Source organism: Auritidibacter ignavus (assembly GCF_003703835.1).
In the GTDB taxonomy this organism is placed as follows: domain Bacteria; phylum Actinomycetota; class Actinomycetes; order Actinomycetales; family Micrococcaceae; genus Auritidibacter; species Auritidibacter ignavus.
Genome location: NZ_RDQR01000011.1, coordinates 1 through 21,919, shown reverse-complemented (window position 1 = coordinate 21,919; position 21,919 = coordinate 1). Strand labels below are relative to the sequence as shown.

The 21,919-nt window shown below is 60.0% G+C and carries 17 protein-coding genes and 1 pseudogene; 7 read left to right on the top strand and 11 right to left on the bottom strand.

The window, feature by feature from the left end:
* Positions 1–14: 14 nt before the first annotated feature.
* The 9 genes from hpaD to DYI20_RS06910 form a co-directional block, all read right to left on the bottom strand.
* The gene (gene hpaD / locus DYI20_RS06950; protein ID WP_122549179.1) at positions 15–1,175 is read right to left on the bottom strand and encodes a 3,4-dihydroxyphenylacetate 2,3-dioxygenase; all 1,161 of its coding nucleotides are present in this window, start codon (positions 1,173–1,175) and stop codon (positions 15–17) included.
* Positions 1,176–1,224: 49 nt separating this feature from the next.
* Complete coding sequence (hpaE, locus tag DYI20_RS06945; protein WP_122549178.1) at positions 1,225–2,733, bottom strand: 5-carboxymethyl-2-hydroxymuconate semialdehyde dehydrogenase; 1,509 nt, start codon at positions 2,731–2,733, stop codon at positions 1,225–1,227.
* 2 nt (positions 2,734–2,735) lie between these two features.
* Positions 2,736–3,434, bottom strand: a complete 699-nt coding sequence (locus DYI20_RS06940; RefSeq protein ID WP_110123123.1) for a GntR family transcriptional regulator — start codon at positions 3,432–3,434, stop codon at positions 2,736–2,738.
* Positions 3,434–4,927: a fumarylacetoacetate hydrolase family protein gene (locus DYI20_RS06935; RefSeq protein ID WP_122549177.1), complete on the bottom strand. Its 1,494-nt coding sequence runs from the start codon at positions 4,925–4,927 to the stop codon at positions 3,434–3,436. Before DYI20_RS06935 ends, DYI20_RS06940 begins: the two co-directional genes overlap by 1 nt.
* Before the next feature lie 77 nt (positions 4,928–5,004).
* On the bottom strand, positions 5,005–6,189 hold the full coding sequence (locus DYI20_RS06930; protein WP_110123121.1) for a TRAP transporter substrate-binding protein: 1,185 nt from the start codon (positions 6,187–6,189) through the stop codon (positions 5,005–5,007).
* A gap of 36 nt (positions 6,190–6,225) precedes the next feature.
* Complete coding sequence (locus DYI20_RS06925) at positions 6,226–7,599, bottom strand: TRAP transporter large permease (protein ID WP_110123120.1); 1,374 nt, start codon at positions 7,597–7,599, stop codon at positions 6,226–6,228.
* Entirely contained in the window at positions 7,596–8,183 is a 588-nt protein-coding gene (locus DYI20_RS06920; RefSeq protein ID WP_110098989.1) for a TRAP transporter small permease, read from the bottom strand. Before DYI20_RS06920 ends, DYI20_RS06925 begins: the two co-directional genes overlap by 4 nt.
* A gap of 165 nt (positions 8,184–8,348) precedes the next feature.
* Positions 8,349–9,995 carry a thiamine pyrophosphate-binding protein gene (locus DYI20_RS06915; protein ID WP_122549176.1) on the bottom strand — a complete coding sequence of 549 codons (1,647 nt, stop codon included), beginning with the start codon at positions 9,993–9,995 and terminating at the stop codon, positions 8,349–8,351.
* A 140-nt stretch (positions 9,996–10,135) separates the two neighbouring features.
* Positions 10,136–10,861 carry an IclR family transcriptional regulator gene (locus tag DYI20_RS06910; protein WP_166769950.1) on the bottom strand — a complete coding sequence of 242 codons (726 nt, stop codon included), beginning with the start codon at positions 10,859–10,861 and terminating at the stop codon, positions 10,136–10,138.
* Between the two features lie 139 nt (positions 10,862–11,000).
* Here DYI20_RS06910 and DYI20_RS06905 point away from each other — a divergent pair, with 139 nt between their 5' ends.
* The 5 genes from DYI20_RS06905 to DYI20_RS06890 all read left to right on the top strand — a co-directional run bounded on the left by DYI20_RS06905 (position 11,001) and on the right by DYI20_RS06890 (position 17,393).
* A complete protein-coding gene (locus DYI20_RS06905) occupies positions 11,001–12,890 on the top strand; it encodes an FAD-binding monooxygenase (RefSeq protein ID WP_122549174.1) in 1,890 nt (629 codons plus the stop codon).
* A 138-nt stretch (positions 12,891–13,028) separates the two neighbouring features.
* Complete coding sequence (locus DYI20_RS12335; RefSeq protein ID WP_183145607.1) at positions 13,029–13,190, top strand: hypothetical protein; 162 nt, start codon at positions 13,029–13,031, stop codon at positions 13,188–13,190.
* Between the two features lie 121 nt (positions 13,191–13,311).
* Positions 13,312–14,931 (top strand): AbgT family transporter, encoded by a 1,620-nt coding sequence (locus tag DYI20_RS06900; RefSeq protein ID WP_122549173.1) that lies wholly within the window; start codon positions 13,312–13,314, stop codon positions 14,929–14,931.
* 218 nt (positions 14,932–15,149) lie between these two features.
* Complete coding sequence (locus tag DYI20_RS06895) at positions 15,150–15,959, top strand: alpha/beta fold hydrolase (protein WP_110098994.1); 810 nt, start codon at positions 15,150–15,152, stop codon at positions 15,957–15,959.
* A gap of 177 nt (positions 15,960–16,136) precedes the next feature.
* Entirely contained in the window at positions 16,137–17,393 is a 1,257-nt protein-coding gene (locus DYI20_RS06890) for a DUF418 domain-containing protein (protein WP_110098995.1), read from the top strand.
* Between the two features lie 37 nt (positions 17,394–17,430).
* Here the strand turns inward: DYI20_RS06890 and DYI20_RS06885 are convergent, their stop codons facing one another.
* A complete protein-coding gene (locus DYI20_RS06885) occupies positions 17,431–19,344 on the bottom strand; it encodes a heavy metal translocating P-type ATPase (RefSeq protein ID WP_122549172.1) in 1,914 nt (637 codons plus the stop codon).
* A gap of 191 nt (positions 19,345–19,535) precedes the next feature.
* Between DYI20_RS06885 and panD the strand changes: the two genes are divergently transcribed.
* Together panD and DYI20_RS06870 are read left to right on the top strand one after the other, a co-directional pair.
* Entirely contained in the window at positions 19,536–19,946 is a 411-nt protein-coding gene (panD, locus tag DYI20_RS06880; protein ID WP_110098997.1) for an aspartate 1-decarboxylase, read from the top strand.
* A gap of 316 nt (positions 19,947–20,262) precedes the next feature.
* Positions 20,263–21,756: a restriction endonuclease gene (locus DYI20_RS06870; RefSeq protein ID WP_122549170.1), complete on the top strand. Its 1,494-nt coding sequence runs from the start codon at positions 20,263–20,265 to the stop codon at positions 21,754–21,756.
* Here the strand turns inward: DYI20_RS06870 and DYI20_RS06865 are convergent.
* Positions 21,726–21,919: pseudogene (locus tag DYI20_RS06865) on the bottom strand (IS256 family transposase); the annotation flags it as partial. The gene DYI20_RS06870 and the pseudogene DYI20_RS06865 sit on opposite strands and share 31 nt — an antisense overlap.

Sequence of the window (21,919 nt, the reverse complement as noted above, 5' to 3'; positions counted from 1 at the left end):
GACTGTCTTTCAGTCTAGAGCTGGTTGCCCAGCTTATATTCGCCTTTCTTCCAGTCGGGCATTTCTTCACCGGATTCGCGGGTATAGGAGAAGCCGTCGGCGCCGATGGTGACCTCCATTTCGGAGTCTTCTTCTCGGCTGGTCAACGGCTGCGGATTGCCGTCCAAGTCCAGGACCAGGGAACCGTCGGTGTACCAGGAGGGTACAACCGGGTTGCCCCAGAAGTCACGTCGCTGGTTGTCGTGCACATCCCAGGTGACCACCGGGTTGTCCGGGTCGCCGGTGTAGTAGTCCTGGGTGTAGATCTCCACGCGGTGGCCATCCGGGTCACGCAGGTAGAGGTAGAAGGCATTGGAGACACCGTGCCGTCCCGGGCCACGCTCAATGCGGTCGGAGATGCGTAAGGCCCCCATCTTGTCGCAGATGGCCAGAATGTTGTGCTTCTCGTGGGTGGAAAAGGCCACGTGGTGCATCCGCGGGCCGTCACCGCCGGTCATGGCGGTGTCGTGCACGGTGGGTTTGCGTCGCATCCAGGCGGCATAGACCACGCCGTGTTCGTCCTGAATATCCTCGGTGACGCGGAAGCCTAGATCCTGCATGTAGCGGGCTGCCCGGGGGACATCGGGGGTGATCTGGTTGAAGTGGTCCAGACGCACCAGGGCCCCGGGGCTGTAGAGGTCGTAGCGCCAGGCCAGACGCTCGACGTGCTCGACCTCGTGGAAGAACTCATAGGGGAAGCCCAGTGGGTCTTCCACGCGCACCGAGTCACCCAGGCCCTTGACGAACCCGTCCTTTTTGCGTTCGACCCGGCAGCCGAGTTCTTCGTAGAAGGCCACGGCTTTGTCGAGGTCCTCCGGGGTGCGCACGCGGTAGGAAAATGCCGCCACCGCGGGCACCTGGCCGGCGCGCAGGATCAGGTTGTGGTGGATGAACTCTTCCATCGACCGTAGGTAGATGGTGTGCTCATCTTCATCGGTGACCACCAAACCGAGCACGTCCACGTAGAACTCGCGAGAGGCGGCCAGGTCGGTGACGACCAGTTCCATCGAGGCGCACCGCAATACATCGGGTGCTTCCACGCTCGGGCTGGGGATGGGGTTATCGGTCTGAATCGGGGTCTCCTGGGAGACGTAGAATCCCGAGGAGGTCAGCGTGCGATCCTTCATATCAGTCATGGTCTCTGTTCTTTCTGTGCTCACGACGGGTCAGCGGCCTGGGGTGCACTTAGTCCTGCTTGCCGAAGACCGGGTTGTGGACTTCGCCGAGGTTGATGTGCACGGCCTGCTGGTCGGTGTAGAAGTCGATGGAGCGGTAACCGCCCTCTTGGCCCAGGCCGGAGGCCTTGACCCCGCCAAAGGGGGTACGCAGGTCGCGGACGTTATTAGAGTTCAACCACACCATGCCGGCCTCAACGTGTTGGGCAAAATTGTGGGCGCGCTTCAGATCGTTGGTCCAGATGTAGGCGGCCAGACCGTACTTGGTGTTATTGGCCAGCTGAAGGGCTTCTTCTTCGGTGTCGAAGGGCGTAATGGCCACCACGGGGCCGAAGATTTCTTCCTGGAAGATCCGGGCGTCCGGGGAGACATCGGCGAAAACGGTGGGCTGAACGAAATTGCCGTCGGGGAACTGCTCGGGACGGGAGCCACCGGCGACCAGGTTGGCTTCGTTCTTGCCGATCTCCACATAGGACATGACTTTCTCGAAGTGCTCGGGGTGGACCAGGGCGCCGACCTCGGTGGTCTTCTCTGAGGGCACACCCACCGTGACCCGCTTGGCCTGGGCGGCGTAGCGCTGAACGAACTCATCGTAGATCCCGCGCTGCACCAGGATGCGGGAGCCGGCCGTGCAGCGTTCACCGTTCAGGGAGAACACCCCGAAAATGGTCGCGTCAATTGCGGTCTGCAGATCGGCATCGTCGAAGACCACGGCCGGGGATTTACCGCCCAGCTCCATGGACAGACCCTTCAGATAGGGGGCGGCGTTGGCGTAGATGATCTCACCGGTCTTCGATTCACCAGTGAAGGAGATCAGCGGAACGTCGGGATGCTTGACCAGCGAGTCACCGGCGAAACCTTCTTCACCGAAACCCTGGACCATGTTGAACACACCGGTCGGTAGTCCGGCCTCTTCAAAGATGCCCGGCCACAGCGACGCTGACAGCGGGGTGAATTCGGCCGGCTTGAGCACCACGGTATTCCCGGTGGCAATGGCCGGGCCGAGCTTCCAGGATTCCAGCATGAACGGGGTATTCCACGGGGTGATCAGCCCGGCCACACCGATCGGCTTGCGGTTGACGTAGTTGGCCTGGCGGCCCGGCACCTTGAAGGCGTTATCGTGCTGGGCGACAATTAGGTCGGCGAAGAACCGGAAGTTCTCGGCGGCACGACGGGCCTGGCCCAGAGCCTGGGTAATCGGTAGACCGGTGTCGAAACATTCCATGGCGGCCAGCTCGTCACCGCGGGATTCGACCACATCGGCGATCTTGTGTAACACGCGGGAGCGTTCGCGTGGCAGCATAGTCGGCCAGGGGCCGTTGGTGAAAGCGTCCTTGGCGGTAGCCACGGCACGGTCGATATCTGCTTTCTTCCCGGAGGAAGCCTTAATGTAGGTCTCGTTGGTGACCGGGTCGAGCACCTCGAACGTGTCGCCGTCGAGGGAATCAACGAACTCGCCACCGATGTAGTGACGGATCTGATCGGGCAGGTTGGCGGGGCGTTGGGAGGTGGCAGTCACAGTCAGTACTCTCCTAGGGTCGATCGGTTCTGGTGTTCGGGGCTGTTCAGGTAGCTGGTCAGCGTGGCGTTGCGGTGGTCTCGGGCGGCTTGTTCAATCTCGATCGCGGACGCATGGCCGGCAATGAGGTCCAGAATGTGGGCGTGTTCGGCCACCGATTCGGTGGCGCGTCCGGGTACGAAGGAGAAGGTGGATTCCCGCAGGTGGTTCAGCCGGTCCCATTCGGCATAGACCAGATCGGTCAGTCGCTGGTTCGGGCACCGAGCGAAGAGCACCTGGTGGAAGGCCTGGTTGGTTTTGGTGAAGCTGGCCGGGTCGAAATGTGACAGCGAGCGCTGCATCTGCGCATTCAGCGCCCGGGCTTCGGCCAGATCATCTGCGCTCACATGCGGGGCAGCCGCGGCGGTTGCGGCCCCTTCGAGAATGCCCACGGTCTGCATCGAGTTGATGTACTGGGATTCATCCACCATCGACACGTGTGCGCCCACATTGCGCTGATAGGTCACCAGTCCTTCGGCTTCCAACTGGCGGATGGCCTCCCGCACCGGTACCACCGACATATTCAGGGCATCACCGATGGTGGCCAGCACCAGCCGGTAGCCGGGGCTGAATTCTTGGGTGAAGATCCGTTGCCGAATCCACCGGTAAGCAATCTGGGCTTTGGACAATTGCTCGGTCTCGGTTGTGGTCGGTGGGGTCATCAGTTCTGTTCCCCGCTTTCGGCGACGTAGCGCTCATAGGCCTCTTTCTGTTCGCCAGTGGGCGGGAAGGTGCCCTTGATCGGTGCGCCGGCTCGAACCTGGTTGGCCACCCACTCATCCTGGTGCTCTTTGGCCAGAGCGGCCTCGACAACTTCGTCGGCGAGATCGCGCGGGATCACAAGCACCCCGTCGTCGTCACCAACGATCACGTCGCCGGGGAGCACCGTGGCGTTGCCACAACTAACGGCCACATCGACCTCCCAGGGCACGTGCTTACGCCCCAACACGGCCGGGTGCGCGGTCTGGGTGAAGACCGGTAGGCCGATACGCTGAACCTCGGCGTAGTCGCGGACTCCCCCGTCGGTGACCACACCGGCGGCTCCGTTGTACTGGGCGCGGAGGGCGAGAATATCGCCCAGGGTGCCAGAGCCGGCTTCACCGCGAGCTTCAATGACAATGACTTCGCCCGGTCGGACGGCATCAAAGCACTGTTTTTGGGCGTTGTAGCCACCGCCGTGGCTGCCGAAGAGGTCCTCACGGTTGGGCACAAAACGCAGGGTCTTGGCCACCCCGACCATCTTGGTGCCCGCGGTTTGGGGCTTCACGCCTTCGATGACGACGTTGTTCAGACCGCGGGAACGCAATTGGGCCGATAGTCCGGCGGTGGGCGCTACCTTCAGCTTGGTCCGCAACTCATCAGGGAGCGCCGCGGTGGGATCTGCAACCGGTGGCAGACCGGCGGCTTCACGGGATCCCCAAGCGTCTTCGGCTTGCTTTTCATCGACAGCCGGCAACATCCCAAGCGCCGGGTCGAAGTCGCCGGGGCCCTCCGTAATGTGGGTGATCAGCCGACCCGAGGTGGGTGCGCCCGTGGCGGTGGGGGCATCGACCTCGACCTCCACGGTGTCGCCGGGGGCCACCACTGACGAGCCGGCCGGGGTACCGGTCAGGATCACGTCACCGGTTTCCAGGGTCATGTGCTGCGACAGGTCGGCCACGAACTGAGCCAGCGGGAAGATCAGCTGGTCCTCGGAGGTGCCATCCTCCTGGACCAGCTCACCGTTGACCCAGGTGCGCAACCGGAGTGCGGTCGGATCAATGCTTTGGGCGTCAATCACGGTCGGGCCCAGGGGCGTGTAACCGTCCCGGCCCTTGGAGCGGAGGTTAGAGCCCTTATCTGCCGGGCGGTAGTCGTAGATGCCCAGGTCGTTTGCGGCGGTCACCCCAGCCACATGCTTCCAGGCGTCTTCGAGGCAGACCCGGCGGGCCGGTTCCCCGATGATCAGGGCGATTTCGCCCTCAAAAGCCATCAACTCGGTCCCGGCGGGGCGTGCTACGTCGGCACCGGAGCCCGATAAGGAGCTCGTGGGCTTAAGGAAATAAGACGGGGTGGCCGGGCGCCGACCGCGCTGGGCGGCGCGAGACTCAAAGGCCACGTGCACCGCAATAATCTTGCCCGGGGTGACGGGAACGTCGTGGAGAGGGTTCGGCATGCAGGCCTCCTGCTCAGCAGATCTGAGAGTATTCGAAATCGTATATCATTCTATGCGATGGGGTCAGGGTGTCACAATCACTTATTTGCTGCATCGCCGTGACGTTCTTGCCAGCGCTGAGCGCAGGCGATACCGGCATCGTCTGGGTTTTCCGGAGATTTCAGGGACTCGTACTTCTCGTTGTAGACCCGCAGGTATTCTTCCGCGTTCTCGAAATCCAACGAGTCCATCACATCCAACCAGGTTTCCTCGGCCCCCTCGGCAGCGATGTCTTTCCATTTCTGAGTTTCCTCATCGGACCAAGTGTCGAAATCTTCCACGTCCGGGGAGTCGAGCATCTCATCACAGATATTTTCCAGCTCACCGTTGGCAACGTCAATGGTCTTGCCCTCATTGAATTCCTTCGTTACGTCATCCACGGTGGCCTGCAGGTCCTCAGGCAAGGACTCGTAGGAGTCTTTATTCCACCACATGCCGTAGGCGGTGTATTGGTCAAAACCAGGGTCGACCCAATAAGGAAGTTGTTCGGTGATGGCAAAGTTCACGCCGAAGTCCAGCGAGGAGGCCACCGAGTCAATTACTCCGCGCTGTAGTGCCTCATAGGTTTCTCCGGCGGTGATGGCGCTGACATTCATCCCGGCATCTTCCAGCGAGCGCTGAGTGACCGGACCGGCTGCGCGAGCCTGAAGCCCATCGAGATCTTCAAACCCATCAATCGGGGTCTTCGCCCCGATGAGCAACGCGCCTACCGGCCACGTTGAAACGTGTTCCAGGTTAGCCTTCTCCATAACCTCTTTGGCTGGCTCGTACTCGCGGTGGAGTTCGTAAAGCGCCTGGGTAGCTGCTTGAATGTCATCGGTTTTGAACGAGATGGATAGTACCGAGGTGGTGGGTAGCAGGTGTGGGGTGTAATCGGTGACGGTTAGTCCGAAGTCGGCACGGCCGTCGCGTATACAGTCTGCGACATCGGCCATATCGCAGATGGCTTGGAAGGGGGTGCGTTCAAAGGCGATACGCCCATCGGAAGCTTCTTCGACCGCGTCCATATAGGCTTCGGCAACCAGCTCGTGCTGGGTCCCCACGCTGGCGCCGTTGGCTTGGGTGAAGATGTATTCGGCATCGGTCTGATCTGCTCGTTCCCAGTCGACCACGCCTTCTTCACAGGCAGTCAACGTCAGCGAGCCAGCCACGATACCGGCGACCGCCAGCAAGCCACGGGTCGAGGTTCGTGCGCGACGGGCAGTTTTTGTCGTCCAACTCATGAGTTCACTTCTTTCTGCGCCAGGGCTCACCCAGGGCTAGTTCTGTACTAATCCGGGCAAAAACAGGATCAGATCCGGGGTGAAGAAGAAGATCAGGATCAAGATCATGTCGATAACAAAGAACGGAATGATACCGCGGAAGACGGTCTCGGATTTCACGCCGGTGGCGCCAGAGACGACGAAGGCGTTGATGCCCACCGGCGGAGTAACCATGCCAATTTCGATGAATTTCACGATCAGAATGCCCAACCAGATTGGGTCGAAGCCGAATTCTAGGGCGACCGGCAGGATCAGCGGAACCGAGATCATCAGCAGGGACAACGATTCCAGCACCATCCCCATCGGTACCAGGCACAACAGTAGAATCAGCATGATCCAGGTCGGTGACAGGCTCCAGCTACTCACTGCGGCGGTGACCATTCCCGGCACGCCAGCGGAGACGAAGAAGGCTGAGAGGATTCCGGAACCGATGATGATAAAGAAGACCATCGCGGTGGTCCCCGCCGTGGATTCCAGGGCGCCTTTAATACCCTGCCAAATGCCCTTGGCGCCTTGTTTACGCAATTCCCAGATCAGAATCAGCACCGCGGCAATCGCGCCGAATGCAGCGGACTCGGTGGCGGTGAAGATCCCGGAGTACATCCCGCCCAGCACGATGGCGAACAGCAGAAGAATGTAGCCCAGACCGCGCCACGGCAGAGAGGACAACGGGGCGTGGCGACGGTTTTCCGCCTGGATGGCTTTGGCTTGGCTCAGGGCATCTTGGACGTTGTCTGCGTCTGCGACAACCTGGCCACGACGGCGGAGCTGCCAGCCGGCAAAGCCGATCCAGATGGCATAGGCCAACGCAGAGAGCGCGCCGGGGACAATACCGGCGGCCAGCATTTCTCCTACCGATTGCTGAGAGAGGATGGCGTAAAGGACGAGGAAAGTCGAGGGCGGAATCATCGATCCCAGGGTTCCGGCGACCGCAACCAAGGCGGTGGCCATGTGAGCCGGGTACCCGGATTTCCGCATTTCTCCCACGGCTAGGCGCGCCATCGTGGCCGCGGTACCGATCGAGGAACCGGAGACTGCAGAGAAACCGGCCGAGGCGACCACAGTGGCGACACCAAGCCCGCCGGGAAAACGGCTCAACACGCGGTCGGCGATGGCGAAGACGTATTCGGCCACATGGGCTCGTACTGCGAACATGCCCATGAGCACGAACATCGGCACGATGGTCAATGAGAAGGATGCGATCTGGGAGAACGGGTCAGCACCGAGTTCCAGGGTGGCATGGTTAAATCCATGCAAAAGCACCAGGCCGATGGCACCGGCCAGACCCAAGGAGACGGCCACGGGGACTCGGAGCAGTAGCAGTGCCAGCATCAGCACCAGCACGAGGATCACGACAGCGCCGAGACTCATGATGCACGGCCTCCTTCGGCGGTAGACGTTGCGATGCTGGCGGATGTTTTGGAGACGACATCCGGCTGGTCGGCCAGAGCGGCTTGGACCTCATCGGCGTGGCCGGTGGGTTCTTGGCCACGCAATGTGCGCACCAGGTTAAGGACGGCTACCAACAACAAAGAGAGCAGGCCGATCGCCAGGATCCAGCGCATCGGGTACATCGGCCACTGCACGATGCCAAAGCGGGTTTCACGGAAGATGAAGGAATCGATGGCGCGCATGATGTTGGCATAGGAGAGCCAGCCGGTGTAGAGAGTCACCAGGGCCCAGACGAAGACATTGGTAGCTCTGGTCAATCCGGGGCCAAAACGGTCGGTCACCAGGGAAACCGCGACGTGTTCGCCGTTCAGTCCGGCCCAGGCCAGACCGAAGGCTACGGCGGTCACCATGGCTGTTTCGGCGATTTCGATCATGCCCGGTAACGATGCACCAGTGATATTGCGTGCAAAGACATCGATGGCGATGGCGATGACCATCACGACGACTGCGATTGCTGAGAGCACTGCGAGAAAACGAACCGCAATGCGTATTAGTTTCTCCATGGTCCACTGCTACTTTCTCAGGGTGGGAGTGTGATGCGAGAGGGCGCTTCGACCGCTGCGTAGTGGTCTAGGTCATACCCGCCGAGCTCAGACTATATACGATTTGAGATCTCATGTCATATAGACCACATGACATCATTCACAGTGGCAGGGCGGTATACAGCGTTAAATCCCAGCGATCTCTTGCATATACGGGGCGACGATGCTCCCGTCGACGCGACAGTCCAATACGAAGGTGCCGTGTGCGCCGTCGGCAACCCACTGGGTGAAGTCCTTCAAATCGTTGAAACTGCGGATCACGGAGGCGCGAGCGCCCAGGCTGGTGGCCAGCCCGGCGAAGTCGATCTCGCCGACGCGCATGGGTTCTTCGGCCAATCCCTTACTGCCGTATTGGAAGACCTCAGCCCCATAGGCGGCGTCGTTGAAGACGATGACCACGGCGCTCTTGGCAGTACGGATCAGGGATTCAGCGTCAGCGAAGGCCATCATGCCACCCCCGTCACCGGTGACCAGCACAGTGGTTTTCTCCGGGGCAGCGTGAGCAACTCCGACAGAGGCGGAGAAACCCAGCCCAATAGTTTGGAAGGCTGTGCCCAGCAAGATCATGTGGTCGATCTCGGACACGTCGAAGAACATATTAGGCCAGCCGATGAAGTGGCCACCATCGGTGATGTAGATCCGGTCTGGTGGCAGCAGCTCGTTCAACCGGGTGCTCAGCGCGCGGGGGTCGAGCCCACCGGCGGGGCCGAATTCGGTGCCGGTCTCATAGGCGCGGAGCTCGCGAGCGGTGTCTTCGGTGTTGTCAGTCTTCGCCCGCGACTCGGTCGCAGAGGTGGTGGCTTTATACGCATCCAGTAGCGCGGGGACGGCGGTAGCGGAATCAGCGCTGAGGAACTGGTTGACGCGGGCGTGGGTGGCCTGTGGTTCGCTGTCAATCTGGATGACGTGCGCCTCGGGGCCGAAGGCTTCACCAAAGGCCATGGTGAATTGGTTCAGCCCGGCTCCGACTACCAGGACAACATCGGCTTCACGTATGCGCTGGGCGGAGCCCGGGGCGGCGAATCCTCCGCACACGCCCAAATCGGTGAATCCGTCGGTGCCATCGGTGTAGAACAGCCCGCGCCCGGGTGCGGAGGTAGCCACATCGGCGCCGAGCAGGCCGGCCAGTTCACGCAAGGCCACAGCACAGTGACGGGCACCGCGACCACCCAGAATGAGTGGCTGGGAAGCCTCCCGCAAGGCAGTGGCCATGTTGTGGATGGTCTCGGTATCAACTACCGGGCTCGGCGCCTTAGGGGTGAGCTCAGGGATGACGGCACCATCGGCGCTGACCTCAGCGGTGGCCAAGTCATTGGGAATCGCGAGGACCACGGGGCGTTGTAGCGACACGGCTTGTTCGACAGCAGAGATGGCTACGGTGCCGGCGTTGGAGGGCTCAACGGTCAGTGTCGGCACGTCCATGGAGGCCGCTGTGGCAACTTGGTCGATATCCCAGGGGCGACGCCCCGGAGTGGGCTGGTCTCCGACCACCAGGATCAGCGGGATCTGCGCCAGCGAGGCTTCAGCGAGCGCGGTCAGCGTATTGGTAAAGCCCGGCCCATAGGTCGTGGTGGCCACCGCGAGTTCTTGGCACACCCGGTAGTAGGCATCGGCGGAGGCTACCGTGGCGACTTCGTGGCGGACCGGCACGATGTCGGTGCCGAGCTGATGTAGCGCGTCAATGAAATAGGCATTGCCATTGCCCATCAGTCCAAAGAAGGCGGAGGCGTGGCGGTGCAGGGCATCGGCAAGAACAGCAGCAACAGTTGGCATATGAAACGCTCCCAACAGACAGATATGTCGATCGATTCCATATATGTCTGGCTCTTCACCGAAGAGTTAGCGTTTCTTTTTCAAACGCCAGGCCGAGAAGGCATCACAGTTGGTTCAGCCCACTATGACCTTCGACACCCCTACCTTAAGGTACCCACGCCAGCTTCGACAAGCCCGGTCTCAACTGTGCGCAGGCCTTCCAAGACACGGTTGAGATGCTCGCCCGTGGCGTGGAAAAGGCTCAATGCTCCAACCGATCCCAGCCGGCCGTCCTCGAAGCGCACTGGGATCGCGACGCCGTACAGTCCGGGGATGACCTGGCTGTAGGACTCCGCCCAACCGCACCGCCTGATCTCGTGGACATTGGCTCGCACCTCGTCGCTGATGCCCTCTGGCCAAGAAGCCTCATCCATGATCGCCAAGATCGCTCTTCCGGTGGCCCCGTCCTGGATGGGATGGCGCGCGCCGGGGCGCTGGGCGATGACGGTTTCTTGGTGGGGAGGTTCCACGCTGGTGACCGTCAAGCATTCCCCGCGGTCTTCGATGGCCAGAAAGCAGGTCATGGCTAACCGTTGAGCGGCCAGGGTCAATAAGGGCAGGGCAGTGGCACGCATATCTCGCTCGACCGAGGCGCCCAAGGCCACGAGTCGTACACCTAGCGCGAGTTTCCCCAGCTGATCACGCACCACCAGCCCGTGGTCTTCCAGGGTGCGCACCAGCCGGTAACACACCGAGCGGTGTAGCCCCAAAGCGTGAGCGACCTGGTCGATGCTCATCGCAGACGGGGAATTAGCGAGCACTTCCAGTACTCGAAGACCGCGACTGAGGGTTTGTGATCCTGCGGACCGAGTAACCGGGTCTGCCACGACACACCTCCTTGTAAGCCAGCTCATATTTCCTCTATGATCTGACTCATAAATTCGATAATAGAGTTTAGTGTTCGATTATAGAACACGCTCTACGGCACGATCTACTCTGTCTTTTCCGACAAGGAGTGAACCACCGATGCATTTCCACGAACACGGCTATGTCTCCGAAGACCCCCGAATTCGTCCTGCTGCTGGCTACGGCCTCAATCGCAGCGACGAACTCCCCGACGAAATGGACGTTCTGATTGTCGGAACCGGTCCGGCCGGTATGCTGGCCGCCGCTCAGCTGTCCTACTACCCCGAAGTCAATACACGCATTATTGAACGCCGTGAGGGACGTCTGGAGATCGGCCAGGCCGACGGTATTCAGGCCCGCTCGGTGGAGACCTTCCAAGCCTTTGGCTTCGCTAGCGAAATTATCGACGAGGCCTTCTGGCTCACCGAGATGTGTTTTTGGAAGCCGGACCCCACCAACCCCGAGAACATCATTCGTACCGCCCGGACTCCCGATGACCCTTCCGGCATCTCCGAGTTCCCACACCTGATCGTCAACCAGGCACGCGTATTGGATGGCTACGCCGAAGCTGCACGGCGGGCCCCGGGTCGGATTACCCCGGATTATGGGATTAAGTTCCTCGGACTGAGTGTGGACCGCGAGCAGGACTACCCGGTCGAGGTCCAGGTGGAGTACGTAGCCGGCCCCCGGAAGGGCGAACAACGCACCGTGCGTGCCAAGTACGTCGTGGGTTGCGATGGCGCCCACTCTCGCGTCCGCGATTCCATCGGGCGGGTGATGAGTGGCGATGTCGCCAACCACGCCTGGGGTGTCATGGACGTGCTGGCTAACACCGACTTTCCGGATATCCGCACCAAGTGCGCCATCAACTCCAAGCACGGCCAGATTCTGCACATCCCTCGCGAGGGTGGACACCTGTTCCGCATGTACGTGGACTTGGGTGAAGTGCCTCTAGATGATGACCACAAGGTGCGCGACACCCCGATTGAGGAGATCATCCGCAAGGCCAACGACATCATCACCCCCTACACCCTGGATGTGAAGTCGGTGGCCTGGAACTCGGTTTACGAGGTAGGACACCGGTTGACCGATCACTTCGACGATGTCGACACCGAAGACCGCGACCGGTTGACCCCGCGCGTGTTCATCACCGGCGATGCCTGTCACACGCACTCGGCCAAGGCCGGTCAGGGTATGAACGTGTCAATGCAGGACGGTTTCAATATCTCTTGGAAGCTGGGCCAGGTGCTGTCGGGGCGCAGCCCCGAGACCCTGTTGCACACCTACTCGGATGAGCGCCAAGAGGTGGCCAAGAACCTCATCGACTTCGATAAGGAATGGTCGACCCTGATGGCCACCCCGACCGAAGAGTTGCCAGATCCGACATACCTGGAGGACTTCTACGTCAAGACCGCCGAGTTCCCGGCCGGCTTCTTGACTGAATACCGTCCCTCCATGGTCACCGGCGGCACCGAGCACCAGGAGTTGGCCGCCGGGTTCCCCGTGGGTAAGCGTTTCAAGTCGGCTAAGGCCATGCGCGTCTGCGACGCCAACCCCTTGCACATCGGCCACCAGGCGGTGGCGGATGGTCGCTGGCGACTGTACGCCTTTGCGGACCGCCCGGCCTGTGGCGAGCACGATTCCAAGCTCTCAAAGTTGGCCGAGTGGTTGGAGACCTCCGCGGACTCACCGTTCGTGAAATACCGTCGCGAAGGCGACGACATCGACGCTCAGATTGAGCCGAATGTCATCTACCAGCAAGACACCGCGAGCTTCGACTGCGTGGATGCCCCAGCCATCTTCCGCCCCAAGGTCGGGAAGTTCGGCCTGGAGTACTGGGAGAAGATTTACGCCACTATACCGGACGAGGACATCTTTGAGGCTCGTGAACTTTCTCGCGACGGTGTGGTTGTGATTGTCCGTCCGGACCAGTATGTGGCCGCTGTGTTACCACTGGATGATGTGGACGGTATTGCCGCCTACTTCGATGCGGTGTTGACCACCAACTAGGCGTGCTACAAGCGTGGCAAAGACACTGGCGGGCCGGTGCCTTCATCAATCGAGGTGACCGGCCCGCCATCCTGTCGTGAAGGATGTCAACAAGTCCGACTAGACCGCTGTGGTAACGGGAGCTGCCTCGCGTTCGGGGTGCAGGTCGGGTTTCTCCACCCAGGCACGGGCATCGCTACCCGCCGGATCTTCGAAGACGCTATTGGCATTCTCAAGGTCGACGGTGAAGAAGAGGCCCTGCGGATGGCTAACTACACCGATTTTAAGAGTGACGTTTTTGAAATCACCCCAAAACGTTAGCTATGATTTACCTCACCTCAAAGGTCTTATTTCTCCCCACAGGAAAAATAAGACCATTCCGGCGTGCTACACCACCAGCTCGCTGGCTATCTCATCACATAACCGTTACTAGAGGACCTCTATGAGCATCCACCACAACGACTCGGGAGCAGCAACGACCGACAACACCGTCACCGATGATGCCCCGTCAAAAACCTTGGAAAGTGGAAAGCGGAAGGGCTTTTTCCAACGCTTCTTGGACGTCATCGAGTGGGGTGGCAATAAGCTTCCGCACCCCGTCACTCTCTTCGGGATTTTGGCCCTGCTGGTCATCCTGCTGTCATGGGTTCTCTCCCAGGCCGGGCTGAGTGTCGAAGATCCAGTTGAAGGCGAAACGGTGGAAGTGTTCAACCTGCTTTCCGCCGAAGGTGTTGAGTGGATCTTCTCGTCAGCGGTCGATAACTTCATCAACTTCGCCCCACTCGGCGTGGTGCTCGCTACCATGATCGGTATCGGTATGGCCGAATCCACCGGACTGATCGGTACCGCACTACGTGGTTTTATCCTCTCCATCCCCCGCACGCTGGTCACCTTCGCCATTGTCTTTGCCGGTGTGATGTCCTCGGTAGCTTCCGACGCCGGCTACGTGGTACTACCTCCCCTGGCAGCCATCCTGTTCGTCGCCCTCGGACGACACCCGCTGGCCGGAATTGCTGCCGCCTTCGCCGGCGTCTCGGCAGGGTTTAGTGCTAACCTTCTGCTCTCCGGAACAGACGTGGTGCTCGGCGAGCTCACCATTGAAGCCGCCGCCACCATCGACCCTGCCTACGCCGACCAGATGAACCTGGCGATGAACTACTGGTTCATCATCGCTTCGACCTTTATCCTGGCCATCGTCGGTACGCTGGTCAGCCAGTTCATCGTGGAACCCCGGCTGGGTAAGTGGACCGGTGAAGGGGCCATCGAGGGCGAGGATGAGGAACAGCTGAAGGTCACCCCGTTGCAGAAAAAGGGCCTGATCTGGGCCGGCATTTCGCTGGTGATCACCATTGGGTTGTTGCTTCTGCTCATTGTTCCGCCGAATGCTCCGATGCGTGGTGAAGACGGTGCTGTTATCCAGTCGCCGTTCATGAGCTCGCTGGCCATTATTCTCGTCGTTGTCTTCTTCATTCCCGGCCTGGTCTACGGCATCGTGACCAATGTGGTGAAAAACGACACCGATGCCGTGAACCACATCTCCAAATACATTTCCGGGATGGCCATGTTCCTGGTCTTGTCTTTCACCGCAGGTCAGTTCATCGCCTACTTTGAACAAACCAACCTGGGTCTGATTCTCTCGGTCCTCTGCGCCGAAGCGCTAGACTCGATCAACCTCACCGGAATTCCTCTGGTGTTGCTCTTCATGCTCTTCACCGGCCTGGTAAACCTATTCATCGGTTCGGCCTCCGCAAAATGGGCGATGCTGGCACCCATCATGGTGCCCATCATGATGCAGCTGGGCATCTCCCCGGAGTTCACCCAGGCCGCCTACCGCGTTTCGGATTCAGCCACCAACATCCTCAGTCCGCTGATGACCTACTTTGCGCTGATCATCGTGGTGGCCCAACGCTACGACAAGAAGATCGGCATCGGCTCATTGGTCTCGGTAATGTTGCCCTACTCGCTAGCATTCTGGGCCGTCTGGACGTTGATGACCATCGGTTGGATGGGACTCGACTTGCCACTAGGACCCAACGCTCCGGTCTTCTACGAATCACCCTAGTTTCACAGCCCACGACCGCCTCCCGATGCCTAGATGCACTCCCTGCAGAGTGTATCTAGGCATCTTTGTCTGAAGTGTCCTGTCGAAGTTGCCAGGCTATCGTGAAACGCGAGAAGCACAGGGCGCTACGTCTGCTGTATGCCTGGTCTCTGGTCGTGCAACCCAGGTAGTCTCAGTCACAGAGATAAGAACGACTCGACGCCAGAAAGAAGCCTCACATGCCACACGTGCAGATCTCGACCGGCATCAATGTTCACTACGAAGAGCAAGGCTCGGGCGAACCTCTGATTCTGATCATGGGCACCTCGGGAGCTATTGGTACCTGGGCCGAGTTTGAAGACCGATTTGCTCAGAATTACCGTGTCATCACCTTCGATAACCGGGGGATCGGCGAGACTGACCGTGGCGATGGTGATATTTCAGTCCGCTCAATGGCTCAGGATGTGGCGGCCCTGATGGACGCACTGCAGATTCCTCAAGCGCACATTCTGGGGTGGTCCCTTGGCTCCGCTGTCGCACAAGAGCTCGCAATCAACTATCCGGACCACGTCAAGTCCCTGATCCTCTACTCCACGTGGGGTCGCTGCGACGGGTTCCAAGCCGCAGTGATTACTTCCCTCCGGTACCCGTACGCTCAAGGTGACTTAGACGTTGCCGCCACCGCCACCGGTCTTGCCTTCTCTCCCGAAACGTTGGACCGTGCTGATCTCCCGGAATTTCTCGCCCCCGTTCTGCGCGGGTTGCCGCAGAGTGAGGTGCAGATCCAAACCACCGTCGAGCAGTGGGACGCCGACTTGGCTCATGACACCCTCGACCGATTGGCCCAGATCAAAACACCGACCCTAGTGGTAGTCGGAGAACAGGACCTCCTCACTCCACCGTGGCAGTCGAAGAAAGTTGCCGACGCCATCCCCGGCGCGGAATTCCATCTCCTCGAAGGCAGTAACACCCCTCACTTCCTCCATTTTGAACAACCTGAAGTCCTCGCCAACCTGATGCTGACGTTCCTGACCAAGCAACGAGGCTAAGGTGCCCATCCTCTAGGTCGCCATCATTTTCGGTGCTTTCTCGGCACCAGTGAAAGAGTCCTGGGTCTTTGTGTTGATCATCGCGCTGATTCCCACACGACGGCCACCACTATTGCAACAAGGTCTCAACAGTGTGTCGCATTTGCTCTCCAGAAGAGCATGAGATAAATACATGTTGTGCTTTCCTTTCGTTCAGCGCGCACGCTGATAACACCGCCCCGCGTTCCGGGCCTCGACGTCGCCCGGGCTCTGGCCATTATTGGCATGATTTTCGCCCATATGGCGTTAATTCCTGAGCTCGAAATTTCCGAACCGTCGACCTGGCCGGGAATTGTGCACGGCTTTTCCTCGTTGTTATTCGCGCTATTGGCCGGGATCTCGCTGGCGATGATGACCGGAGGCACCCGGCGTCCCGATATCGAGGCATTGCCTTTCTTGCGTCTTCGTTTGCTAGGGCGCGCGGCCACCATTTTCGGCATCGGTCTTGCCCTCGAGGCGTTGGGCACTCCCATCTCGGTCATCTTGCCGATTTTCGGAATGCTCTATATTGCCATGATGCCGTTTATGCGGTTGCGTCGTCGCTGGCTGTTGGTCTGGGCAGCAGGATTCGCCATCATCGGCCCGGTCCTGTTGGAGATGCTTAATGCCCTCTCTTCCTTTGATGGCGCACTGGCATTTCTCTTCTTCAGCCCCTACCCGCTCACCGCCTGGCTCGCACTAGCCCTGACCGGTATGGCTATTGGTCGTTCCAATTTGCGCAGTATCCGACTGGCTACGGTGCTAGCGCTAGGCGGTCTGGTGGTGGCCGCGCTGGGCTTTTTCCTGGCCTCGCTGACTGAAGACGGCGCCGGAACCTCCCTGGATGAGGGGAGCTACTCTTCCTACGGGAGTATTTACGACAGCGAAGACTCCTACGGCTACCTCGAGGACGGGAGTTTCTACCCCTACGACACAGACGATTCTTCGTCGTGGAAACCAGGGGACGTTGTTCCGGAAGAAGAACCCGTCGACCCCGTGGAATGGCTGAGATTGGGTCTAACCTCGAGCCGCCCACACACCGGTGGCAGTCTGGAAATCATGCTGGGCCTCGGCGTCGGTGCCACGGTCCTTGGAGCGTGCCTGCTGATATGTCGCGGTCCGGTACGTTGGGTCACCTACCCGCTATCGGCGATGGGAGCCATGCCCCTGACCGTTTATGCGGCCCATGCGGTGGTCACGCTGATCGTCTATGGCAACATCAACCTCGGAGACTGGATCGGGCCAGCTGAAGAGGACCTCACCGCTTTGTTCATGGTCATCGGCGCCCTGATCGTCTGCCCCCTCTGGATGGCGGTCACCGGACGTGGACCGCTCGAGGCTCTGACTCGCCATGTTGGTCGCCTGGCCTCCGGCGAATTACATCGCCATGAAACAGGTCGCCACGCCATCCCATAAGAAAAGCCAGGTGGACCCAGAGCCCCGGGAGCACGCGTCAGCTACGCGAAACTTCCGTGACGTCGGAGGGCTGGGCCTCGTCATGACGGTCCGCGCCCCGGTTTTTGTTTTTGCCCTTGATCCCACCGGTCAGTGCCCTCAGGGCGTAGAGGATAGCGGCCAGGTCGACGAGTTCTTGGGTTAGCGCGCCCCACACAGCGGGGATGTAGCCGAAGGCGGCCACCAGCATCAGCCCGATCGAGAGGATGATGCCAATCCATATCGCTTCCAGCGCGATCCGGAAGGTGTGCTTACCGATGCGCACCGCCAAGCCCACCCGGCTGATGTCGTCGCGGACAATCACCGCGTCGGCGGACTCGCTGGCAGCGGTGGCTCCGCGAGCGCCCATGGCGATTCCGACATCGGCGGCGGTGAGCACCGGGGCATCATTGACGCCATCGCCGACCATCATCACCGGACTGGGCAGAGTCTTGATGATCTCCACCTTATCGTGGGGCAACAGTTCGGCGTGGACCGTATCAATGCCAGCTTGTTCAGCCAGTGAGGTGGCAGTGTCCTGATTATCGCCGGTGAGCATCGCGATCGTGTCGATGCCTTGGTCGTGCAACTCTCGGACGGTGGTCGAGGAGTTGTCGCGCAGCGAGTCAGCGAGCAATAAACTACCGGCAAACCTGCCATCGATCGCCACCGCCACCGAGGTTTGTCCCGGCTCCAACGGAACACGCGTTGCCTCCGGGTCGGTCTCTTGAACGAAAGCCAGCTTACCCACCACCACATGGCGACCGTCGATGACCGCAGTGACACCGTTGGTCGCAATTTCGTTCGCATCCTCGGTGGTGGTCAGCCTCAGTCCACGCTCATAAGCTGCAGAGATCACGCCTTCGGCGAGCACGTGGGAGGAGTACTGCTCAGCTGAGGCCGCCAAGGTGAGCAACTCGTCGGCATCCACCCCGTCGGCGGGGATCACCTCAACCAGTTCGGGCTGGCCGTAGGAGAGGGTACCGGTCTTATCGAAGGCCACTGAACTCGCCCGCGCCAATGCCTCGAGAGTGGCTCCACCTTTGACGATAATGCCGTTGCGGGTACTGGAACTCATCCCGCCCATGAATGCCACCGGGGCAGCAATTAACAACGGGCACGGGGTAGCCAGCACCAGTACTTCGGCGAAACGGACCGGGTCGCCCGACAGCCACCAAGCCAGACCGGCGATGGCCAACGAGACGAGCGTGAACGGGACCGCAAACCGGTCGGCCACCCGCACGGTGGGGGCTTTGGCTTGCTCGGCTTCTGCTACCAGCGCAATAATCTTCTGATACTGGGAGGAGTTGGAGTCTGCCGTGGCACGGATCCGCACCGCCCGCTGACCGTTGATGGAACCCGACAGCACCGCGTGACCGCGTTCGTATTGGACCGGCAGACTCTCACCGGTCAGCGAGGACTCGTCGAAGTCGCCATAATCGCTGATCAGCTCACCGTCGACGGGAACCACTTCGGCAGGCTTGACCAGTAATAGATCGCCCTCGGCGACCTCGGTGACGTCAATGTCATCGGCGGTGGCGTCCGGGTCATCGCTGCGCAACCGGTGCGCGGTATTTGGCGCCATCTTCAACAACGCGTCGAGGTCTTTGGTCGCTCGTTGGGCGGCGTAGTCTTCAATCGCTTCACCACCCGAGAGCATGAGCACGATAATCATCGCTGCGATATATTCACCCACCGCAATGGAGGCAATCATCGCCACCAACGCAAGGATGTCGAGGCCAAAGTGGCCACGCAGAATATCGCGAATCGTGTCGAAGGCGGTCAAGGCAATAATGACAATGACATACCCGGTGGCAATCCACTGCGCCGCAGTGGTGGCACCGGAGAACTCGCAGGCGAGCACGACGACAAGCAACACCAAGGTAATGGCCACAATGGGATACTGCCGAATGAAAGTCGCGATCTTTTTCATGGCTCAAGTATCTCGCTGACGCTGTCGAGCTTCCAGCAATCCTAGGCAAGGCTAAATGGGTATATAGCCCTGCTGTAGTCTGCTATCCCTCACCGTGGTGAGGGTCCCCTTCCGGGCTACGTGGCGACCATCGACGTTGGCTCGGTCACTGAAGGTCACGGTCTGTCCCCAAGCCCCCTAGACTAGGAGGCATGCTCCGTACCATGTTTCACGCGAAAATCCATCGCGCCACGGTGACTGAAGCCAACCTGAACTACGTTGGTTCGGTGACCATCGACCAGGACCTGCTTGATGCTGCCGGAATTCTGCCCGGTGAGTTGGTCTCGATTGTCGATATCACCAATGGCGCTCGCCTGGAGACCTACACTATCGCCGGACAGCGAGGCACTCGGGTCCTGGGCATCAACGGGGCGGCCGCGCACCTGGTCCACCCCGGGGACCTCGTCATCTTGATTGCCTACGCGCAAATGGACGACGAAGAAGCCCGCACCTACGAACCCACCGTGGTGCACGTCGATGAGCAGAACAACATCCTGCGCCTGGGTAACGACCCGGCTGAGCCACCCACCGATAACGCCCAGCGCCCGCCACTGGCGCAGTAGTCCTACCGCACCATAGGAGTCACCCCGCAAGTCGGCTCGAGGTCACAACGCCTCGTGATAGATGCTGGCCCACCCAACTGAGGTGCCACTAGCCGTCGGTTCAAATCACCGGTATGAATGTGCGCAACATAAAATCCGGGAAGAACCCCTGCTGCACAACCAGCCGATGCGATCCAATCAACTGAATCTTCCCGCCGGTGGCAAGGATGGCCCCATCAATCGGCGTGAGACCGACCAGGGTGTAGATGCGGTAATCAATGAACCGCGTCTGTGACGCAGACCGCGACAGAGCACACTATTGGGGGATAATGTTTTCATGTCTTCGTTTGCTCAGGTGTTGGATCAGTTGCGGGAGAATCAGCCTGTGGGTAGGTATGGTTCCGCGTTCGAGAAGTTGATGGTTAATTACTTCCGCGAGGATCCGGTGATGGCCAACGAGTACGACGAGGTCTACCGTTGGGTGGATTGGCGTTATAACGGTGGGCGTGCTGATACCGGGATTGATCTTGTCGCTCGCAGGCGAGAGGACGGCCGGTGGGCGGCTATCCAGTGCAAGTTCTATAAACCCACCACCTATTTGCAAAAGGGACATCTCGATTCCTTTTTTGAGGCCTCTGGGCATAGTTTTGACACCGAAGACGGCGCGCAGACCTTTGCTAACCGGATTGTCATCTCCACGACAGATAGGTGGTCGGCTAACGCGGAAAAGGCGTTGGAAAAACAGATCATTCCCACTAGTCGCATTGGCCTGGCAGATATTGCGCATTCCCCCATTGACTGGGATGTGGCTTTCCCTGGTTCAGAGGTTCAGGTCAACCTCTCGCGCAAGGAGACGTTTTCCCCGCGCCCGCACCAGCAGGCCGCGATCGAGGAAACCCTGGAGGGTTTTAAATCTTGTGATCGTGGCAAGCTGATTATGGCTTGTGGTACCGGGAAGACGTTCACCGCGTTGCGCCTGGCCGAAAAAGTCGCAGAAGCCGGTAACGGTGCAGCCCGTGTACTGTTCCTGGTTCCCTCGATCTCGCTGTTGTCTCAAACGTTGAAGGAATGGACCGCGCAAGCACGGCTTGATCTGCGCTCGGTGGCGGTGTGCTCGGATACGAAGGTGTCGAAGAAGGCTGAGGACATTGCGTCCTATGATCTGGAGGTACCGGTCTCCACGAACGGGGCTGAGATCGCGCGGCGCATGAGTTCCGGCAGACGCGGACGCGGGTTGCATGTTGTTTTTTCCACCTATCAGTCGTTGCCGGCTATCCACGACGCCCAGGCTCAGGGACTCGACGCCTTCGATATGGTGATTTGTGATGAGGCGCACCGCACCACTGGTGTCACCCTGGCTGGTGAAGAGGCCTCGAACTTCACCCGGGTTCACGACGCCACCTACATCAAGGCCGCTAAACGCCTGTATATGACCGCAACCCCACGGCTTTTTGACGACGCCGTGAAAGGCAAGGCGGCAGAGCATTTCGCCGAGGTTGCGTCCATGGATGATGAGGCCATTTTCGGCCCGGAGTTCTATCGTCTTGGTTTTGGCGAGGCGGTCGAGGCTGGCCTGTTGACCGACTACAGGGTGCTGGTCATGACAGTTGACGAGGACGTTGTAGCAGGGACGCTGTCCCGCGGTGACCAAGAGATTAACCTGTCGCTGGCCTCGGCGATGATCGGTGCGTGGAACGGTCTGGCTAAACGCTCCGGCAAGGAACAAGGCACCAAGTCTGGTTTCGACCACGGGGCCACGCCCATGGAGGTTGTCAATTCTGTTGTGTACGGGGGTTGGGTTTACAGGTATGGGTTCATTCGGTCGGGGTAGGCTGCCGCGAGTTGGGCTAGTGCCTGTTTCCAGTTCGTGGTGACTTGTCCTTCGACGAGTCTGCCGGCGGCTTTGCGCTGGCTGGCGGGTTTGCCGCGTTCCTTGGCTCGTTGGCGTGCGCGTTTGTCCTCGATCGTGCAGATCGCTAGCCACAAGAGTTTCA

Bases quoted from the DNA above. Each gene is read 5' to 3' on its own strand.
- DYI20_RS06905 (WP_122549174.1), top strand. From the start codon at position 11,001: ATGCATTTCCACGAACACGGCTATGTCTCCGAAGACCCCCGAATTCGT.
- panD (WP_110098997.1), top strand. From the start codon at position 19,536: ATGCTCCGTACCATGTTTCACGCGAAAATCCATCGCGCCACGGTGACT.
- hpaD (WP_122549179.1), bottom strand. From the start codon at position 1,175: ATGACTGATATGAAGGATCGCACGCTGACCTCCTCGGGATTCTACGTC.
- DYI20_RS06940 (WP_110123123.1), bottom strand. From the start codon at position 3,434: ATGACCCCACCGACCACAACCGAGACCGAGCAATTGTCCAAAGCCCAG.
- DYI20_RS06920 (WP_110098989.1), bottom strand. From the start codon at position 8,183: ATGGAGAAACTAATACGCATTGCGGTTCGTTTTCTCGCAGTGCTCTCA.
- DYI20_RS06870 (WP_122549170.1), top strand. From the start codon at position 20,263: ATGTCTTCGTTTGCTCAGGTGTTGGATCAGTTGCGGGAGAATCAGCCT.
- DYI20_RS06915 (WP_122549176.1), bottom strand. From the start codon at position 9,995: ATGCCAACTGTTGCTGCTGTTCTTGCCGATGCCCTGCACCGCCACGCC.
- DYI20_RS06930 (WP_110123121.1), bottom strand. From the start codon at position 6,189: ATGAGTTGGACGACAAAAACTGCCCGTCGCGCACGAACCTCGACCCGT.
- DYI20_RS06895 (WP_110098994.1), top strand. From the start codon at position 15,150: ATGCCACACGTGCAGATCTCGACCGGCATCAATGTTCACTACGAAGAG.
- DYI20_RS06885 (WP_122549172.1), bottom strand. From the start codon at position 19,344: ATGAAAAAGATCGCGACTTTCATTCGGCAGTATCCCATTGTGGCCATT.
- DYI20_RS06925 (WP_110123120.1), bottom strand. From the start codon at position 7,599: ATGAGTCTCGGCGCTGTCGTGATCCTCGTGCTGGTGCTGATGCTGGCA.
- DYI20_RS06900 (WP_122549173.1), top strand. From the start codon at position 13,312: ATGAGCATCCACCACAACGACTCGGGAGCAGCAACGACCGACAACACC.
- DYI20_RS06935 (WP_122549177.1), bottom strand. From the start codon at position 4,927: ATGCCGAACCCTCTCCACGACGTTCCCGTCACCCCGGGCAAGATTATT.